Origin of the sequence: uncultured Methanobrevibacter sp., from assembly GCF_902770715.1 — an archaeon.
Taxonomy (GTDB): domain Archaea; phylum Methanobacteriota; class Methanobacteria; order Methanobacteriales; family Methanobacteriaceae; genus Methanocatella.
This window is the reverse complement of record NZ_CACXTS010000002.1, coordinates 1-19782: the sequence shown is the minus strand read 5'-3', so window position 1 is coordinate 19782 and position 19782 is coordinate 1. Positions and strand designations below refer to the sequence as shown.

The window sequence follows — 19782 nt, the reverse complement described above, 5'->3', positions numbered from 1 at the left end:
AATGAAAATTGGAGTAATTAGATTTCCGGGAACCAATTGTGACAGGGATGTTGCACAAGCTTGCGAATTGGCAGGTCTTGAACCGGAATACGTTTGGTGGAGTGAAGAAAAGCTTACTGACTTTGATGGTATTGTCATTCCTGGTGGATTTTCATATGGAGATTATTTAAGGGCAGGTGCAATGGCTTCCATTACACCAGTCATTGATGGAATTAAAGAATTGGTGAAAGAAGAAAAGCCGGTGCTTGGAATCTGTAATGGAGCTCAGATTTTAGGAGAAATAGGTTTGATTCCTGGAATTTTCATTACAAATGAAAACCCTAAATTCAATTGTGAATGGGTTGATTTGAAAGTTGCAACCAACAGGACTCCATTCACAAAAGCATTTAAGAAAGACCAAAGCATTGCCCTTCCGATTGCACATGCTGAAGGAAGATTTTACACAGAAAATATGGATTTATTGAAAGACCAAGACCAAATAGTTTTGCAGTTTGAAGGCAAAAATCCTAATGGATCTATGGAAGCAATCACAAGCGTATGTGATGAATCCGGTCTTGTTGTTGCTATGATGCCTCACCCAGAACGTGCTTGTGAAGACATTTTTGGTTCTGCGGACGGTTTAAATTTCTTTAAAGGATTTTTATAGAGTGATAGGATGGTAGTTTATTTAATTGGTGCGGGACCTGGAGATGCTGATTTAATAACTCTTAAAGCTGTAAAAGCTTTAAATAAAGCTGATGTTGTTTTATATGATTATTTAGCTAATGAAGAAATATTGGCTCATGCTCCGGAAACTGCTGAAAGGATTTATGTAGGTAAAAAGGCAGGCGAGCATTACAAAACTCAGGATGAAATCAATGAGTTGATTATTGAACAGGCTCAAAATCATGAGAATGTAGTGAGATTGAAAGGGGGAGACCCTTTTGTCTTCGGTCGTGGTGGAGAAGAAATATTGGCTTTAATGGAACATGATATCAAATTTGAAGTTATTCCAGGTGTAACTTCAGCTATTGGAGCACCAACCTCCATTGGACTACCAGTAACTCACAGGGGAGTTGCAACATCAGTTACTATTGTAACTGGTCATGAAGACCCTACAAAACCAGAAAGCCAAGTGCACTGGGATTATACTGCTGATACATTAATTATATTAATGGGAATAGGAAATATCAAAGAAAATACTTCAGAAATAATGAAATATCGTTCAGCCGATACTCCAGTATGTGCTTTAGAAAGCGGCACACTTCCGAATCAGAATCTGGTATTCGGTACATTGGGTGACATTTCAGATAAGAAAATCAACACACCAGCCATTCTAATAATTGGTGATGTTGTGAATATGTATGAAGACATTTACAGTTATCAAGGTGATTAAATGTGCGGAATTGTCGGATGCATTTTAAAAAATGAAGAAGATGTAGCACCAATCCTTTTTGACTGCATATCTAAGTTAGAATACAGAGGATATGATTCTATTGGTTTAGCTACTTTTTCAGATAATAGGATTTATATTAAAAAGGACAAGGGAAAAATTGAGGAAGTTGATAAAAAATTAAACTTAACAGACATGCCTGGCAACTTTGGTATTGCGCATGTAAGATGGGCTACTCATGGAGACCCGTCTAAATTGAATTCACATCCTCATGTGGATGAGGACAATACCGTGGCTGTAGTTCACAACGGTATTATTGAAAATCATGAGGAGATCAAACAAAAGTTAATACTTGAAGGCCATGTATTCAAATCAGACACTGACACTGAAGTCATTCCACATTTGATTCAGAAATTCATGGATGAAAAATTTGACTTGGAGCATGCTGTGAGAAAAACCATAGATATTATCCAGGGAGCTTATGCAATTGCTGCAATTTCAATCAAGGAACCTAATAAAATTGTTGCAACACGTAAAGATTCTCCATTAATCGTTGGAATAGGTGAAGAAGGTTACTATCTCGCTTCCGATTCTCCTGCAATTTTAAAATATGCCAGGGATATAATTTATCCTGAAAGAGGGGAAATTGTTATCCTGGACAAGGAAGGCGTTGTTGTTCATGACGAATTCGATAATGTAGTCAACAAGGAAATCGATACAATTACATGGACACCTGAAATGGCTGAAAAAGAAGGCTATGATCACTTCATGATTAAAGAGATTAATGAGCAGGCCACAGCTGTTAGAAACACTTTAACCCAAAAGGATAATATTCAAGAGATTATTGAAGAAATAGAGGATGTTCAAAGGATTTGTTTTGTTGCATGCGGAACCTCTTATCATGCATCATTGACAGGAAAATATTTAATCGAATCACTTGCGGGCATTCCTACTGATGTGATTTTGGCATCAGAGTTCAAATATTCTGCGAATACCCTAAATGATAAAACTTTAGTGATATTTATTTCCCAATCCGGTGAAACTGCAGATTCGCTTAAGGCATTGGATGTTGCAAACCAGACATCAAAAACTTTAGGAATAGTTAATGTAGCCGGTTCATCCATTACAAGAAGAGCCCAATATGTAATCCAAACCCAGGCAGGTCCGGAGATAGGGGTTGCAGCAACCAAAACTTATGTGGCTCAATTGACATCAATCTACTTGTTCGCAGCTTTGCTTGCTAAGAATACAGAATTGCTTAAGGAACTTGAAAAGGTACCTGATTTCATTGATGAGACATTGGAAGATGTTGAATACATCAAAAACATCTCAAGAAGATATAATTTTGCTGAAGATTTCTTCTATCTTGGAAGAGGATATTCATATCCAACAGCTTTGGAAGGAGCATTAAAACTTAAGGAAATCACATATATTCACGGTGAAGGGTATGCTGCAGGTGAATTGAAGCATGGTCCTTTGGCCTTGATTGATGAGGGCATTCCTGTTGTAGTGGTTATACCTCCGGGCGATACTTATAAAAAGACCATGAGCAATCTGGAGGAAGTCAAGTCACGTGGTGCCTATGTTTTGGCTGTAGGATCTTCTGATGATGAATCATTAAAAGCTAAAGCCAATGATGTCATTGCAATAAATTCCGATGTAAAAGAGATTATTGCACCTTTGGTTTACATTGTGCCTTTACAGTTGATAGCATATTACATCACACTTGAAAAGGGCCATGACCCTGACAAGCCTAAAAATTTGGCAAAATGCGTAACTGTCGAGTAAGGTATTTTTTACCTTATCCTTTTTTTCTTTTTTTAGCTAATTTTCATTTATTTTTCAAATTAAGGATTTTTCGTTGAGTTTTCATTGATTTTTATTGGATTATTATTATTTCATTGAATTTATTTAATCGGCTCTTCTTATTCGGGTTACCCTTATTGCTTTGTTTTTAAGCTTTTTATTAAATATGAATTATTTTGAATAATTTATTTTCAATTCAATTTTATCTTTTGATAATAGTTTCATTTAATTTAAACTATTTATTAAATTTTTTAACTTATAATTGCTTATTTTAGCTAAATTAAGCTTATTTAATCTTTTTTTGAAAATCAAAAGCTTTTTATAGAAAAAGACAAATAAGAATTAACAAGAACAAATGTTAGATGGAGTTAACGTTTATGTTTAATAAAAAAATTAGTTTAATTTTGTTAACACTAGTTTTTATGTTGTCAATCTCTGCAATTGCTGCAGCTGATACAAATGCAACTGATGATATAATGGCTAGTGATGTAGATGAAGAACCTCCATCGGGGGTTTCTGAAGATATATCTACAAATGAAGTGCTCACTGCTTCAGCTCAAAAAAATAACTATGAATTGAGCGGTAGTGATGTAAGTATGTATTATAAAGGCAGTTCCAGTTATAAAGTATCATTATCCAATGGAAATAAATCCGTCAGCAATGTGCCTATAACTTTGACTGTTAATGGTGTAGATTACACTAAAAATACTGATAGTTCAGGCAAAGTTTCATTGCCTTTGGATTTGAATGTAGGTAGCTATGTAATTTCTGCCAAATACGGCAAACTTGCTACTACAAAAAATAATATTAAGGTATTGCCTGTAATTAAAGGAAATGATCTTACTAAAACCTATAAGAGTACAGCTTCCTATTCTGCTACATTCCTGAAAAGCAATGGTAAGGCTTTGGCGAATACAGATGTCAAATTCAAGGTTAATGGTAAAACATATACTAAAAAGACCAATTCAAAAGGAGTAGCTAAATTAGCCATAGGATTGAAGGTTGGTACTTATACTATTTATGCAATCCATCCTAATGGATTCAAGACTTCCAATAAAATTGTTGTTAAATCATCCATTGTTGCAACTGATTTGAAAAAGCATTATTTAAGCTCTAAAAAATTCACAGCAACATTCTATGGCAAAAATGGAAAAGTCTTAAAAAATAAAAACATCAAGTTTTATGCAAGAGGCAATTACTTCTATAAGAAAACCAATTCCAATGGTAAGGCAACAATTAAAGTGATTTCTCCTCCGGGAACATATAAGATTACTTCAATCAATACTCAGACCGGTGAGAAAAAGACAAATACCTTTAAAGTTTTACCAACACTTTATGCCAAATCCATGACTGTATTCACTGGAAAAACTTCTAAATTTGAAGTTACACTTTATAAAGGTGAAACTTTAGCCAAAAATGCTAAAATGCATGTCTATGTTGACGGGGCTAAAAAAACAGTTAAGACAAACTCAAAAGGTGTTGCTACCGTTAGTTTCAAATTGGGAAAAGGTGTTTACAACTTTAAGAGCGTAGATCCTTATACCGGTTATGTTTTAAACAAGAAGGTAACTGTCAAGTTGGCTTCTATTAAAGCAATGGATATTGGAGCTATCGATAATGAAAAATCATCCTATCAGATTCAGCTTTTAGGTCAGGACGGTAAAATAGCTAAAGGCAAGAAAGTGCAGATTACTATTGATGGCGTTAAACATATAGTAAAAACTAATTCAAAAGGTCTGGCTTCTGTTAGCTTTAAATTGCCGGTTGGCCAATACAAGGTTGTTTCTAAAGATTTAGACACAGGCTATCAGGTAACTAAAAAAATCACTGTAATGAAAGATAGGTATGGTACATCGTATAGTAAATATGGTATTTCTGAAGATGGAACTACTATTTTAGCTATTGGAAGACCTTCCGCTCCAGGTGAGGAATCAAAATACGGTTGGACTTGGTATATGACAGAATTCGAAAGGGTTTGCCCATACTGCCATCATACCGACACCTTGTATTGGGATGTTTTCTGGGCCGGTGATGAAAAAACCGAAGTGGGTATTTTCCCTGCAACAGGCCATAGGGAACCTGGAAGTACTGAAGGTATGATCTTCTGTTCCCATTGTGATTGTGATTTTTCAATATTCGGAAATGAGCATGTCACATCAAATCCAATGCATTTAACTGTAGTGATACCACCTACAAAATCAACAAAAGAAGCAGCTTATATGCTTAAAAGTGGAAATTTTGTTAAATAATCAAACATAATTTCCTTTCTTAACTTTTTTTAATCTTTTTTCCATATCCAAAATTCTATTTGTGGAGTTATTTTCACTATCCTGCTTTTCGCAATAATTTTTTTCACATTCAATAATAAAGAATGCTTCCTTGGATGTGGTTGATGGAATATTCATTTTAGCGAGGTTTCTCTCAACACGTCTTTTTAATTTTTCATCATCCATTTCATCGCCTAAAAATATTGGTGTTTTTACGGCTGATGAGATTTTGGTGTTATGGCGTGCATTGTGGCGTTCTTCAGTTCTGTTTTCCAATATTGTTTCACTTGAATTGTTTAATCCAGGGTCTCTGAATGGAATTCCAACATCTGATAGTGCAATTCTAATCTCATCATTTTTGGGAAGGGAATAGTCAAGCATCTCAGGATTTGGACTGGCAAGGGTTCCTCCTTGTTTTCTTCCAAAAATCGGACCGAGACCTATGTAAAAACCGGCTTCAATGAATCCTGCTCTAATTGGTGCGGCGGATGTGTAGGTTGCCACGATGCCGTCATCTTTGATGATGCGCCTGAACTGTTTGAAGAATTCAACTGAAAATAATTCTGGTGCCATATTCTGGCTGAACGGATCTAAAAATATTGCATCATAGGTGTCATCTTCAAGTCCTTGAACGGTTTGTCTTGCATCCTCAATGAAGACGTTGATGTTAATGTTTTCGGGAATTTCCGCCTTTTCCAAACTTAATGTGGCATAATCCTGTTTGATGAGTTCATCTTCAATGGCCTTTTTTGTAATGTCATGTTCTGGTATCGGAGAAGGCACCAAAAGTCCACAGGCGTAGGTGGCTTTTGAAATTTCAACCATGTCAATTTGCAAATTTGAATTGGAGCTATTTTTAATGAAATCAGCTATTGCAGCTGATGAATTGTAGCCCAATCCTGCGCAGATGTCTAAAATGGCAATATCCTTGTCATAATTGAACTTCATGGGTTTGATAAATTTCTCAAATGATTCACTTATTGCTCCTGTAGATGTATGTAACGTTTCAACTTTGTGATTTATTTCTTTTGAATTAATAGAATAAGATCCATCTTCAGTTAAAACAAAGTAATTGTTATAGGTATCAAAAAAATTAAGTCTGCTTTCATTATTTCGACTACTTTTTTCTTGGGCGAAACATTCATTGATTAAATCAAAGATATCGTCATTAATTATTCTGGCACTGTTTTCATAACTCATTTTATCTAAACTTAATTTTTAGATTTTAATCATATTAAAACATTCCATAAATAAATCAATCTTAACTTTTTATATGAGCAAAATTTATATAATTTCTAATTAAAACTTTATTTAGGTATTTGATAGTCCAAATATTTTTGGAAATGATTTTTTTTAAGAGGACTCATAATTTAAGATTTTATTTTAAAGTAGTGAATTCTTGTTTAATTAATATAATAAGGTTATTAAATGTTTGAAATTAAAGCAAAAGATAATATGGGGCGTGTTGGAGTTTTAAAAACCAAGCACGGCAATGTAAAGACTCCTGCATTAATGCCGGTTATTCATCCGCGCAAACAGGCTATTGATGTTGGAAAATATGGTGCGGACATAGTAATCACTAACGCTTATCTAATTTATAAAGATGAAGAACTGAAGAAAAAAGCTGTAGATGAAGGATTGCATAAGTTAATCAACTTTGACGGACCGATCATGACCGATTCAGGTTCATTTCAGCTATCTGTTTATGGGGATGTTGAAATTACAAATAAGGAAGTAATCGAGTTTCAGGAATTAATCAAAACCGATATTGGAACAAGCCTGGATATTCCTACAGCGCCTTTCGTAGATAGGGAAAAAGCGGAAAGCGATTTAAAAATCACTATAGAACGTGCGAAGGAAGCTGTTGAATTTAAAAAGGAGCAAAACATTGAAATGTTGTTGAATTCTGTTGTTCAAGGTTCAACTTACTTGGATTTAAGACAGGAATGCGCCCGTGAACTTTCAAAACTTGACGCTGACTTGTATCCGATTGGAGCTGTTGTTCCTTTAATGGAATCCTATCACTACAAAGACCTTGTGGATGTTGTAATGAACTCCATGAAAGAGCTGTCAGATACTGTTCCCCGCCATTTGATGGGTGCGGGACATCCTATGATATTCGCATTATGTGTTGCAATGGGTTGCGATCTGTTTGACTCTGCCGCTTATATTTTATATGCTGAAGATGACAGGCTTTTATCCACAAGAGGAACATTCAAGCTTGAAAACTTGCAGGAAATGCCATGTTCTTGTGAAGTGTGTACCAAATACACTCCCGATGATTTGAGGGCAATGCCAAAGGAAAAGCGCAGAGACCTTATTGCTCAACATAACCTTCACGTTTCATTTGCCGAGTTAAGATTAATTAGGCAGGCCATTTATGACGGTAATCTTATGGAACTTGTAGAAGAGAGATGCAGAGCTCATCCTGCACTTTTAGAGGGTGTAAGACAGCTTGGAAACTACTCTCAGGATTTGGAAAAGTATGATCCGAGAAGCAAGAAATCAGCATTTTTCTACACAGGTCCCGAATCATTATGCCGGTCTGAAGTTTTAAGGCATATGCAAAAATTGCGCCAAATGCCCAAAAAGAGGGACTTGGTAATTTTGCCTCCTACAAGAAAGCCTTACTCAAAGTTCATTTCCGGAAAGCTGGGTGAATTCTACACCTACGGTGATGAAAAGGAAATTGACTTGGAAAACACTGATTTCATGGTATTGGACATTCCGTTCGGATTGGTTCCATTGGAAATTGATGAAGTATATCCATTAAGTCAGAATGACGCTCCCAGAACCCGTGATGTTGATGCAATTGAATTTGCAGAGGATTTCATTGATGAATTCGTCGAATATTATGACCAGGTGTTCATTCACAAACGTATCAATGAGGACTTGGAATTGGGCCTTCTGAATAAATGCGAAGCTTCCGATGAAATAAGATATCAGAAGGATGATGTCAAAAAGATTAAGGCAATTGCAGATTATCAGTTTGGAGTCGGCGCCGGCGATGCATTGTTTACAGGCAAAATCAACATTGAAAAAAGTAAAAAGACAGGCAAAATAAGACATATCTACGATGGAAAGGTTTTAATAGTGAATATGAGAGCTTCAGATTCATTATTGATTTTATCAAAGGAAGGTGCAAAAAGACTTCACAATGCAATGCCATATCCTAAAAACAGAGTTGTCGTAAATAAGGATTCAGAACCATTTGCTCTTGATGGAAAAAGTGTTTTCTGTAAATTTGTAGTTGACTGTGACGATAATATCAGATCAAATGATGAAGTTTTAATTGTAAATGAAGAAGATAAATTATTGGCATATGGAAAAGCGTTGATTGGAGCCTGTGAAATAAAACAATTTGAAACAGGACAAGCTATTAAAACACGTAAAGGAATGAAGAAGTGATAATATGGATGATAAGGTAAATACTGGCCATCATATTGAAAATAAGGAACTTATTAAAAATGCAAGAAAACCTGTTGGTGAATTGGGTCATCAGATATTGGATAGAATGAACGAATCTCATGAATCCATGGCTCAATGGGGAGTAAGCCATTTTGAAATTGAAGAGGACAGCAAAATTTTAGACATCGGTTGCGGCGGTGGAAGAAACATTGAACGCTTTGCAGAACAGATATCTGAAAATGGAAGGGTTGTCGGAATCGATTACTCAGAGGTAAGTGTTGAAAAATCCCAAAAACTCAATAAAGATGCTATCGATAAGGGAATTGTCAATGTTCTGCAGGGATCCGTTTCTGACATGCCGTTTTATGATGAAACTTTTGATATAGTCACAGGATTTGAGACTATTTATTTCTGGCCTGACTTTATCAATGACTTGAAAGAGGTTAATAGGGTTCTTAAAAAGGAGGGTTTGGTATTTTTCTGCAATGAAGCCGTTTATAGAGAAGGTGAAATGGAAAAATACGATGATTTGGTCGAACTTCTTGACATGAAAATCTATTCTGAAGATGTTTTAAAAGAATCTTTGGAAAAAACCGGATTTAAGGATTTTAAAGCTTTTATAAATGATGAAAACGATTGGATTTGCGTAACAGCAAGAAAAATTTAAGGTTATAATATGGCTAGTAATGTAAGAACAATTTTTGCAAATATGAGCTGGCTGATGGTTTCACAGATATTGACCAGTGTTTGTGCATTTGTTTGGACTATCTTAAGTGCAAGATACTTGGGTCCATCAGAATATGGTATTTTTGGAACTGCAGTTTCAATATCTTCTATTTTTGGCGTATTTGCAACATTTGGTGTTTTTACTTATCTTGTAAGAGCCATATCAACGGATTTTGAAAATGAGGATAAATACATTAACAATACGTTATCCCTTAAGATATTTCTGGCAATTTTCTATCTTTTCATGATTTTTATTACATTGTTGGTTCTAGGATGGAATCGTTATGTGATTGGAATTTGTTTGTTATATGCTATTGAATACATTATTAAAACATATCATGATGTCTTTTTCTCATCTTTCCAGGCTCATGAAGAAATCAAATATCAGGCCATTACAAACATTATCATAACCATTTTTACATTGGCAGGTATAGTTTTTGTAACATTTACGGATTGGGGACTTTTAGGAATCACAGCAGCCTATCTTTTTGCAAATTTTGTAGCGTTAATCTATGCCACATATGCAATGAGAGCCCATTTCATCAAACCAAAACTCAAATTTGATTTTTCATTTTACAAGACCTTATTAAAAGCCGGAATCCCTTTTGCATTAACAGGTCTTTTTTACACAATTTACTACTCAATAGATATCGTAATGATCACTCAGATGTCAACAACTTACAATGCAGGTTTGTACAATTCAGCATACAAGTTAATTAGTGTTTTAGCATTATTCTATACAATATATACTGCAGTTATCTTCCCGGTTATGAGCAAATTATTTGAAGGCGAAAAAGATCTATTGGCTCTCAGCTTTGTTAAATCAATTAAATATCTCTCAATAATTACAATTCCAATTGCAGTTTTCACCTGTTTCTATGGTTATGATTTAATTGGAATTTATGGAGCACAGTTCATTGAAGCGGGTGGTGTTTTAAAAATATTGATTTGGACAGTCTGCTTCTTGTTTGTCAATGGGGCTTGCTCAATGATTTTAAATGCATCTCATGAAGAGTATTCTGTCACAAAGATTTATTCTATTGCTGCAGTGTTTAATATAATTTTAAATTTAATTCTGATTCCTAGATATTCAGTCTATGGGGCTTCAGTTGCAACAGTTTTAAGCGAAGTTTTAATATTAATTCTAGAATTATATATGATTAGAAAAATAGGTCAACTTCCAGATATGCATCTTGTTTATGACATCTTAAAGGTTTGTGGTGCTTCATTAATCTTAGGAATTGCATTATATGCTCTTGATTTGAATATGTGGTTTGCTATAGCAGTATCAATTGTAGTATACTTTGCCGCAATTATTCTACTTAGGACATTTGATCGAGATGATAAACTTATTGTTAAGCAAATAATTGGGCGTTAATGCAAACATTTATATATTATCAAAACATAAGTTTATTTGTTGTTATTTTTCATGCGGTGTTAGTCCAGCCTGGTTAAGACTCTAGCCGGACGCCGCATTTTTTATGCAGTCGTGGTATAGTCTGGTTATTACTTGGGCCTTCCAAGCCTACAACCCGGGTTCGAATCCCGGCGACTGCATCTTGATTCTAATTCTTTTTAAAATTCTTATTTTGTTTAAAAAATACTCCCTTTTTAGTTACTTTTATATAATAATAAAAATATAATAGTAATAATTAAATTAATTTTTAATTATCGTTTAAGATTATAATTTAAGGTGATTTAATGGTAGGAATAGTAGGATATGGGGCACATGTGCCTTCATATAGAATAAAGGTAGAGGAAATTGCTAAAGTATGGGGTGATGACCCTGTAGCTTTATCAAACGGATTGGTTGTTAATGAAAAATCCGTACCTTCTCCCGATGAAGATACTGCAACTATTGCAGTTACTGCTGCTAGATATGCTCTAGCAAGAGCTCAAATTGATCCATCAAAGATTGGTGCTGTTTATGTAGGTTCCGAATCACATCCATATGCAGTTAAGCCAACCGCTTCCATTGTTGCTGAAGCTGTCTGTGCAACTCCAAAATTGACTGCTGCCGATTTGGAATTCGCTTGTAAAGCAGGAACCGCAGGTATTCAAATGTCTATGGGTCTTGTTGAGTCTGACATGGTTGAATATGCACTTGCTATTGGTGCGGATACTTCACAAGGAGCTCCTGGTGATGCATTGGAATACACTGCATCCGCTGGTGGTGCTGCTTACATTATAGGTAAAGAAAATACAATAGCGGATATTAATCACACATGCAGTTTCACAACTGACACTCCTGACTTCTACAGAAGAGAAGGTCAAGACTACCCCTCTCACGGTGGTCGTTTTACCGGAGAGCCAGCTTACTTTAAACATGTTTTAAGTGCTGCAAAAATGTTATTTGAAGAAACTGATACAAAACCTGAAGATTATGATTATGCTTGTTTCCATCAACCTAACGGTAAATTTTACTTAAGGGCGGGTAAAAAATTAGGATTCAGCTCCGAACAAATCAAACAAGGTTTACTCACTCCAAATATTGGAAATACTTATTCCGGTGCTGTGCCATTGGCATTATCCAACATCTTGGATGTTGCTGAACCTGGTGACAACATCTTTGTCATCTCATACGGATCTGGTGCTGGAAGTGATGGATTCACAATAACTGTTAAAGATGAGATTGTTGAAAGAAGAGAATTAGCTCCAAAAACACAAGATATGATTGACCAAAAGACTTATGTCGATTATGCTGTTTATGCTAAATTCAAAGGCAAAATTAAAATGTAAGGGGGCTTAAATATGAGAGATGTTGCGATTATAGGAGTTTCACAAACTAAATTTGGTGAATTATGGGATTCATCATTCAGAGATTTAATTGCTGAAGCAGGAATCAAAGCTATTGTCGATGCTGACATTGATGGTGAGGATATTGAAGCAATGTTTGTTGGAAACATGTCTTCCGGATTATTTGTAGAACAAGAACACATTGCTGCTCTTATTTCAGACCATGTAGGTCTTAATCCTGTTCCAACCACAAGAGTTGAAGCTGCTTGTGCATCAGGTGGTCTAGCTTTAAGGCAAGGAATCATGGCAGTTGCATCAGGATTCCATGATGTTGTAATTTCTGCAGGTGTAGAAAAGATGACTGATGTCGTTGACGCTACTCCAGCTATTGCTACAGCATCCGATCAGGAATGGGAAGCTCAGCAAGGTGCTACTTTCCCGTCATTATATGCAATGATTGCTAAAAGGCACATGTATGAATATGGAACTACCCGTGAACAATTGGCACAATTTTCAGTGGTAAACCATAAGAATGCATCCAAAAACCCAAATGCTCAATTCCCATTTGAAGTAACCGTGGATAAGGTAATCAACTCCACTATGGTTGCAGACCCATTAACACTCCTCGACTGTTCTCCTGTCAGTGACGGAGCGGCAGCAATTGTAATGGTGCCTGCTGAGGATGCTAAAAAATATACTGATACTCCAATTTATGTAAAGGCTTCTGCACAGGCTTCTGGAACATTGACCTTACACGATAGAAAAGATTTAACTACCATTGAATCTACAAAAGTCGCATCCAGAAAAGCTTATGAAATGGCAGGAGTTACCGTAAAAGACATTGATTTGACTGAAGTGCACGACTGTTTCTCAATCAATGGGCTTTTAGCGGTTGAAGACTTAGGATTTGCCGAAAAAGGTAAGGGTGGAATAGCTATTGAGGAAGGACAAACAGAAATCGACGGTGATTTCCCAATCAACACTTCCGGTGGTCTTAAGGCACGTGGACACCCATTAGGTGCTACCGGTATTGCTCAAGCTGCTGAAGTCGTATGGCAACTCAGAGGAGAAGCCGGAGCACGTCAAGTTGACGGTGCTGAAATCGGTATGACACACAACATTGGTGGAACCGGTGGTACCGCAGCCGTACACATTTTCGGAAGAGATTTATAAATCTCTTTTACTTTTCTTTTTTTTATGATAATCAATACAGGTACTAGAACTGACATTCCCGCTTTTTTTAGTAAATGGTTCTTGAACAGAATTGAAGAGGGCTTTGTAATTTCCAAAAATCCGTATAACAATCAGCTTTACAGATATAACTTCAATCCAAAAACCGTTGATTGCCTTTGTTTTTGCTCTAAAAATCCAAAGCCATTGTTAAAGAATTTGGATAAGCTGTCTGACTATAAGCAGTTCTGGTTTACGACAATCAATCCATATGATAAGGATATTGAAGTCAATGTTCCCAGCTACAAAAAGGTCATGAAGACATTTGAGGAGTTGTCTGAAACTTTGGGAAGAAATTGCATATCCTGGAGATACGATCCGATTTTCATCACAGAAAAGTATAGTCTGGATTTTCACATTGATAAATTTGAGGAAATGGCCGCTCAATTGCATGAATACACTTCCGACTGCACAATAAGCTTTATAGATTTATATCAGAAGGTTTTGAGAAATTTCCCCGAAGCCCGTGAGGTTACAACTGAAGAGCGTTTGGTGATTGGTGAAAATTTTGCAAGAATTGCCAAGAAATATGATATAAAGATGAAAACTTGCGTTGAAGGAACATTGCTTGACCAGTTCGGATTTGATTCAACAGGATGCATGACCCAGCAGGTGCTGGAAAAAGCTATCGGAAATAATCTAAATGTCCCTAAAGGAAAATACAGAAATAGAGAATGCAACTGCTTAATGGGAAGGGATATTGGGTTATATAATACTTGCATGCATGGATGCAAGTATTGCTATGCCAACTCCAACATGAAGCTGGTCAAAAGGAACCAAAAGTTGCACAATCCAAATTCACCATTGCTGATTGGGAATGTTAATGAGGGTGATGTTGTAAAAGAGGTTAATGAACCCAGTTATATTGATACTCAACAAATGTTAATTTGATTGTTTTCAATAAAAATTATTGTTTTCATATTGTAATATTGTTTTAATTCTTGAATATTCTTTTTACTTATTTTTTTATCGTTTATTGTTAAAATAACTAATTTTAAATAATTAGAACTTCAAAATATCTATGTAAATATGGTTAATCATAACTTCGATTATTACTTAAATAAAATTAGTATAATTGCTTAAATATAAATAGTATAATTGCTTAAATAAAATTAGTATAATTGCTTAAATATAAATAGTATAATTACTTAAATATAAATAGTATAATTACTTAATTGGTGGTAATGTGGAATATATTAAAAGATATGTTGATGAAGAATTAAATGATATACTTGAATGTATGGGTGCTGTTTTAATAGTGGGGCCAAAATGGTGTGGTAAAACAACAACTGCGACTCAATTCGCCAAAACAGTAATTGAATTGCAACATCCTACATTAGGTAAATCATACATTGAACTGGCAGATGTGGATCCATTGTTAGTATTGGATGGAGAAAAACCATTGCTGATTGATGAATGGCAAATGGCTCCTGAATTGTGGGATGCAGTAAGATATTCAGTTGATAAAACTGATGGTTATGGATTATACATTTTAACTGGTTCTACAATTGTTGATAATTCTAAAATAAATCATAAAGGTGTTGGAAGGATTCACAGGTTGATGATGAGGCCGATGAGTCTGTATGAAAGTGGCGATTCAAACGGTAAGATTTCATTGATTGATTTATTTAATGATAGTGATGTTAAAATTAATGGAGTTACTTCAGATTTGTCTTTAAGTGATTTGACTTTTTTAGCTTCCCGTGGGGGCTGGCCTGAAACATTGAATATTAAAGACAAGCGAAAACAATTGATTGTGGCATCTTCCTATTTTGATAACATATGTCGTGATGATACTTATAATATTGATGGCGTTAAACGTGATTCAAAATTATTTGAAGCGATTCTTAGGTCTTATTCACGTAACATTTCAACATTAGTTGCCAATACAAAAATAATGTCGGATATTGAAGAGAATTACGGTAAAATTTCCGAGCCTACATTTTATTCATATATCTCTGTTTTAAAAAATCTCTTTGTCATTGATAATGTTCCGGCATGGGCTCCAAATATTCGTTCAAAGCAAAAAATAAGAAAATCTGAAAAAAAGGAATTTATAGACCCCTCAATTGCAGTTGCAGGTCTTAATGCAACTCCTGAAATGTTGGTGTATGATTTGGAAACTTTCGGATTCATTTTTGAAACCTTATGTATTAGAGACTTAAAAGTATATTCCGCACCATTGGGTGGAAAAGTATTATATTATAATGACGGTACTTTGGAAGTGGATTGTGTTTTGCAAATTGCTGATGGGCGTTATGGATTGATTGAGTTTAAATTAGGAGATAAAAGAATTGATGATGGTGCAAAATCCTTATTGAAAATGGATAAGTTGATTAAACAAAAAATTGCTGTGGGAAATACACATATTCCGGAACCTAGCTTTTTAGCGGTTATAACGGGTGATTCGATTGCAAAAGTTCGAAAAGATGGGGTAATGGTAATTCCGATTGGAGCATTAAGATAATAATATTACTGTCAATTTAATCAAAAAGATTCATGATGACAGAAAATACTAGATTTTTTGAATTAACCCTGTTCAAATCATAATTTCAGAGCATCATTCGGACAACTGTGAACACAATCAAGGCACAATATGCATTCCGTACCGTTTTCTCTTTTTCTGGAATTGTTTAACATTTCAACATCCATCGGACATGCCTTTACACATTTGCCGCAACTGATGCATTTATTTTCATTAACTTTAACTCTTAAAAGTGAAAAATAGCTTGAAATTTTTAAAAATACAGTAATCGGACAAACATATTTGCAAAATGCACGATTATCTTTAAGATAAAATGCCAGAGCAATTCCAAGAATATAGTAAATAATATTTCCTAAAATAAACAGGAAGAATATTATTGAATCAAGATTAGCAACTTTAAAAATGAATAGTGAACATACACCGCATGATATTGCTACAAATAATATGTATCTGACATACCCCCAGTTTTTCCTTTCATTTTGAGGGGTTGTATAAGGTAGCAAATCCAATATCATTGCTGTCCAGCAGGCATATCCGCACCATCCACGGCCAAACAGTAATGGCCCAAGGATTTTTGCAATTAGAAAATGAATAACAGCACCTTCAAAAACACCTAAACTTAAATAATACCAAAATCCGGACAGAGACAAGTTTTCATGACCTAAAATGCCAACATAAACAAACAGGTAACATCCAACTGCAAGCATAATCAGGTTTCTTGCGTATCTGTTATTTTTACCCATCATGAACAGTCCAACAGCTATTGCAGTTCCGATATAGAGGAAATTGAATATGAAAAATGTGTTGGAAGTTGTAATATATACCAGAACAGAAATCGCGATGAAAATTAACTCCATAATTATTGGCGCTTTAATGTTCATGAATAACAATTTTTTAATCATAATAATTAAATTTTATGTATAGCTAGGGATATCAAAAAAAGTTTTTCATGATATTTTTAAAGCGGAAAATAATGATAATTTTATATGACTACATCACAATGTTTGTATTATTCATATTAAACAAATAGTTAATTATTATCTTTCCGATATTGGAAAAAATATTGTCTAATCAATAGATAAACTAAAACAAATAGTTATTACATTAAATAGTTCTAACAATAAAAATTACAATCATGTCAAGAACTTACCTTAAATTTAAAAGTACAAACAGAGAAGAGGAAGAGCAAACAATATTGAGAATTTTGGAAGAGAACAAATACAAAAAAAGAGAATCCCAAGGAGAGGAATTTTATCAACATGGATCTGGAATAGTCACATCTCCACAGTTAATTAAATACACATTTAAAGATGACATGATTGTAATAGAATCATGGGTTAGAAACTTTGGATTCTTCGGTGAAGACAGTTTAGATGGTTCCAGCCAAATATTTGCTAAAAGATCCGCTAAAGGGGCATTAAAAAAAATTCAGGAAGGGCAGGGGTTAGAAATTATTGAACAAGGAACTTTGTAATAACTGTTCACAGATGAACAAACCTTATTTTTAATTTTTTAACAAGATTAGGCGTATTGTATAAACTGAATTTCACTAAAAGTAGTAGATAATTTAAAGTGTATTATGCCAACAGCAATATGAAGTTGGTCAAAAGGAACCGGAAGTTGCATAATCCTGTTCACCCTTGTTGATAGGTGATGTTGTAAATGAAGTCGATAAACTAGATATTGATTCACAAACTAGATTGTTTTAATCATCAAGTTTAAAACTATGGTTTTGCTTGTTAAAACTTCATTTTTTAATGTTTAAGTTAAAATAAGAGATTATAATTCTTTTTTCATATAAATGACATCATCCATTGGATTATTGTAATAGGGTTCGCATTCTTTAAATCCATGTTTTTTGTAAAGTGAAATGGCAGGTTTCAAGGGAGCGATGGTATCCAGTACCATTTCTTTAAATCCATTGTTCTGTGCTCTTTTGATTATTTCATAAACTAAAATGTCTCCCCAATGGCATCCTCGGGCTTCAATTTTGATGTACAGTCTTTTCATCTCACATGTGTTGTCATCATGTCTGTGATATGCGACCATGCCCAAAACATTTTCATCTTCAATGGCAACTATCAGTTCTCCATTTGGCGGTAAATATTTGTCTTCTAATGAATTTAACTCATCATCCAATCCCTGAAAAGAGAGGTCTCTATCTAAACGGTCAGTGTATTCCATAATAAGTTCTTTGACCTCAGCTATGTATTCATCACCATTTTCAATTATCATTATTTCACTCTTTATCGTATTGTTAATATTTTTGTATTTAATCTGTTTATAAGCTATTCTTTGATACAATTTGAGCAGGGGTTATGACTTGCTAAAGCACTTACTTCAATACAATTCATTAAGTTTTAAAATGTGATAGGGGTGTTGTTTTAAAAATAGAGGGTGAAATGAATAATTAAATATTCTTTTCTAATTGATTTTATAATTCATATGGGTTTTACGGACCATCCAAACAAATAGTAATTATATTATATTGTTAAATGGTTATTTATTATAATAATATTAATAAATCTCAGGATATTCAACAAGATTAATTCAATAACTGTTTTTTAAATCCTTCATTTGCCTTTAAAATAGTTTTTTCATCGTATAATTCTTTATTGTTGTCTAAAGTAAATTCAACCAAATCATAAATGACTTTATTCAGGGATTTTCCTTTATCTGTTAGAAAATATTCGTCAACATCTTTTTTAATCAATCCCTGATCTTCCATGAATTTCAAACTTCTGGACAATGCCTTGTTTGACATTTCAGGTCTTTCCTTTTGAAATTCGCTAAATCGGGTTTTTCCGAAAAACATGTCGCAAATAATTTACAAAACCCATTTTCTATTGATTATGTCAAGGGACAATTCAACTGGGCAGTGAGTAAGTTCAAAATCAAAATAGGTCATATGGTTTAAAAATTTCTATTTTGTTTTATTTTAATGTTTAGGTGTCATAGCCGTCACTTTAACTTTTTATATTCTTTTATTGAGATAATTAAATATGACATTAAAAGATAATCTTCCAAAAATCGCCCTTGGCGCTTGGGCATGGGGTAATGATGGAACTTTTGGAAACGAACATAATATTGAAGATTTAAAACCAATCTACGATAAATCAATGGAATTGGATTTGAACCTTTGGGATACTGCATATGTCTATGGTATGGGAAAATCTGAAGAGGTTTTAGGAGAATTCTTAAGGACTTCCAATCGTGAGGATTTTGTAATTTCAACTAAATTCACACCTCAGCTTGCCGAGATGTTTGAGGCAAATGAGGTAACATCAATGTATGAAAACAGTGCGAAAATATTGGGTGTTGAAGACATTGACATTTTCTGGATTCATAATCCTGTCGGAGCACCGGATTGGACTAAAAAGCTGGTTGAAACCGCAAAAGAGCATGACATTAAAATGATTGGTGTTTCAAACCATAATCTCGCAGAAATCAAAGAGGCAAATGAGATTTTAAAAGAGGCAGGATTAAAGCTTGGAGCCGTTCAAAACCATTACAGCCTACTCAACCGTTCATCTGAAGATTCCGGAATTCTTGAGTACTGTAAAGAGAATGACATAATCTTTTTTTCATATATGGTTTTGGAGCAGGGTGCATTATCCGGTAAATATGACACAAAACAGTTCAAACAGTATTCTGCATATGTGAACAATATGTTTGACCCTGAACATAAGGCAGAAAGCGAAAAAACACAATTTCCAAAGGATTTGCAAAAAGCGTATGAATTGGGTGAGAGA

17 protein-coding genes and 1 tRNA gene are annotated in these 19782 nt (G+C 34.5%); 14 read left to right on the top strand and 4 right to left on the bottom strand.

Annotated elements, in window-relative coordinates:
- Position 1: 1 nt before the first annotated feature.
- From purQ to QZU81_RS00740, 4 genes are all read left to right on the top strand, one after another.
- Positions 2 to 646, top strand: coding sequence for a phosphoribosylformylglycinamidine synthase subunit PurQ (purQ, locus tag QZU81_RS00755; RefSeq protein WP_292824855.1), 645 nt, complete (start codon positions 2 to 4; stop codon positions 644 to 646).
- 9 nt (positions 647 to 655) lie between these two features.
- Entirely contained in the window at positions 656 to 1375 is a 720-nt protein-coding gene (cobA, locus tag QZU81_RS00750; protein ID WP_292824852.1) for a uroporphyrinogen-III C-methyltransferase, read from the top strand.
- Positions 1376 to 3160 (top strand): glutamine--fructose-6-phosphate transaminase (isomerizing), encoded by a 1785-nt coding sequence (gene glmS / locus QZU81_RS00745; protein ID WP_292824849.1) that lies wholly within the window; start codon positions 1376 to 1378, stop codon positions 3158 to 3160.
- Between the two features lie 443 nt (positions 3161 to 3603).
- Positions 3604 to 5427, top strand: coding sequence for a collagen binding domain-containing protein (locus QZU81_RS00740; protein ID WP_295588947.1), 1824 nt, complete (start codon positions 3604 to 3606; stop codon positions 5425 to 5427).
- Here QZU81_RS00740 and QZU81_RS00735 read toward each other — a convergent pair whose 3' ends face one another.
- Positions 5428 to 6645 (bottom strand): MnmC family methyltransferase, encoded by a 1218-nt coding sequence (locus QZU81_RS00735; protein WP_292850759.1) that lies wholly within the window; start codon positions 6643 to 6645, stop codon positions 5428 to 5430.
- Positions 6646 to 6873: 228 nt separating this feature from the next.
- On the opposite strand from QZU81_RS00735, the gene tgtA reads away from it, so the two are divergent.
- The 8 genes from tgtA (at position 6874) to QZU81_RS00695 (ending at position 16012) form a co-directional block, all read left to right on the top strand.
- Positions 6874 to 8853, top strand: coding sequence for a tRNA guanosine(15) transglycosylase TgtA (gene tgtA, locus QZU81_RS00730; protein ID WP_292824840.1), 1980 nt, complete (start codon positions 6874 to 6876; stop codon positions 8851 to 8853).
- Positions 8854 to 8857: 4 nt separating this feature from the next.
- A complete protein-coding gene (locus QZU81_RS00725; RefSeq protein ID WP_295588945.1) occupies positions 8858 to 9520 on the top strand; it encodes a class I SAM-dependent methyltransferase in 663 nt (220 codons plus the stop codon).
- Positions 9521 to 9529: 9 nt separating this feature from the next.
- Complete coding sequence (locus tag QZU81_RS00720) at positions 9530 to 10957, top strand: flippase (RefSeq protein ID WP_292850753.1); 1428 nt, start codon at positions 9530 to 9532, stop codon at positions 10955 to 10957.
- A gap of 105 nt (positions 10958 to 11062) precedes the next feature.
- Positions 11063 to 11136 (top strand) — tRNA-Gly (locus QZU81_RS00715).
- Positions 11137 to 11280: 144 nt separating this feature from the next.
- A complete protein-coding gene (locus tag QZU81_RS00710; RefSeq protein WP_292824831.1) occupies positions 11281 to 12318 on the top strand; it encodes a hydroxymethylglutaryl-CoA synthase in 1038 nt (345 codons plus the stop codon).
- 12 nt (positions 12319 to 12330) lie between these two features.
- Positions 12331 to 13488 carry a thiolase domain-containing protein gene (locus tag QZU81_RS00705; RefSeq protein ID WP_292824828.1) on the top strand — a complete coding sequence of 386 codons (1158 nt, stop codon included), beginning with the start codon at positions 12331 to 12333 and terminating at the stop codon, positions 13486 to 13488.
- Positions 13489 to 13512: 24 nt separating this feature from the next.
- On the top strand, positions 13513 to 14436 hold the full coding sequence (locus tag QZU81_RS00700; protein ID WP_292850750.1) for a DUF1848 domain-containing protein: 924 nt from the start codon (positions 13513 to 13515) through the stop codon (positions 14434 to 14436).
- 349 nt (positions 14437 to 14785) lie between these two features.
- Positions 14786 to 16012, top strand: a complete 1227-nt coding sequence (locus tag QZU81_RS00695) for an ATP-binding protein (protein WP_295589037.1) — start codon at positions 14786 to 14788, stop codon at positions 16010 to 16012.
- A gap of 77 nt (positions 16013 to 16089) precedes the next feature.
- On the opposite strand, the gene QZU81_RS00690 is transcribed toward QZU81_RS00695, so the two are convergent.
- Positions 16090 to 16911 carry a 4Fe-4S dicluster domain-containing protein gene (locus QZU81_RS00690; RefSeq protein ID WP_292850747.1) on the bottom strand — a complete coding sequence of 274 codons (822 nt, stop codon included), beginning with the start codon at positions 16909 to 16911 and terminating at the stop codon, positions 16090 to 16092.
- Positions 16912 to 17165: 254 nt separating this feature from the next.
- Between QZU81_RS00690 and QZU81_RS00685 the strand changes: the two genes are divergently transcribed.
- Positions 17166 to 17504 carry a hypothetical protein gene (locus QZU81_RS00685; RefSeq protein WP_292850744.1) on the top strand — a complete coding sequence of 113 codons (339 nt, stop codon included), beginning with the start codon at positions 17166 to 17168 and terminating at the stop codon, positions 17502 to 17504.
- 305 nt (positions 17505 to 17809) lie between these two features.
- On the opposite strand, the gene QZU81_RS00680 is transcribed toward QZU81_RS00685, so the two are convergent.
- Entirely contained in the window at positions 17810 to 18265 is a 456-nt protein-coding gene (locus tag QZU81_RS00680) for a GNAT family N-acetyltransferase (protein ID WP_292850741.1), read from the bottom strand.
- 310 nt (positions 18266 to 18575) lie between these two features.
- A complete protein-coding gene (locus tag QZU81_RS00675; protein WP_295588942.1) occupies positions 18576 to 18845 on the bottom strand; it encodes a helix-turn-helix domain-containing protein in 270 nt (89 codons plus the stop codon).
- Positions 18846 to 19032: 187 nt separating this feature from the next.
- Here QZU81_RS00675 and QZU81_RS00670 point away from each other — a divergent pair.
- Positions 19033 to 19782: aldo/keto reductase (locus tag QZU81_RS00670; protein WP_295588941.1), on the top strand; the 750-nt coding region annotated here is incomplete at its 3' end.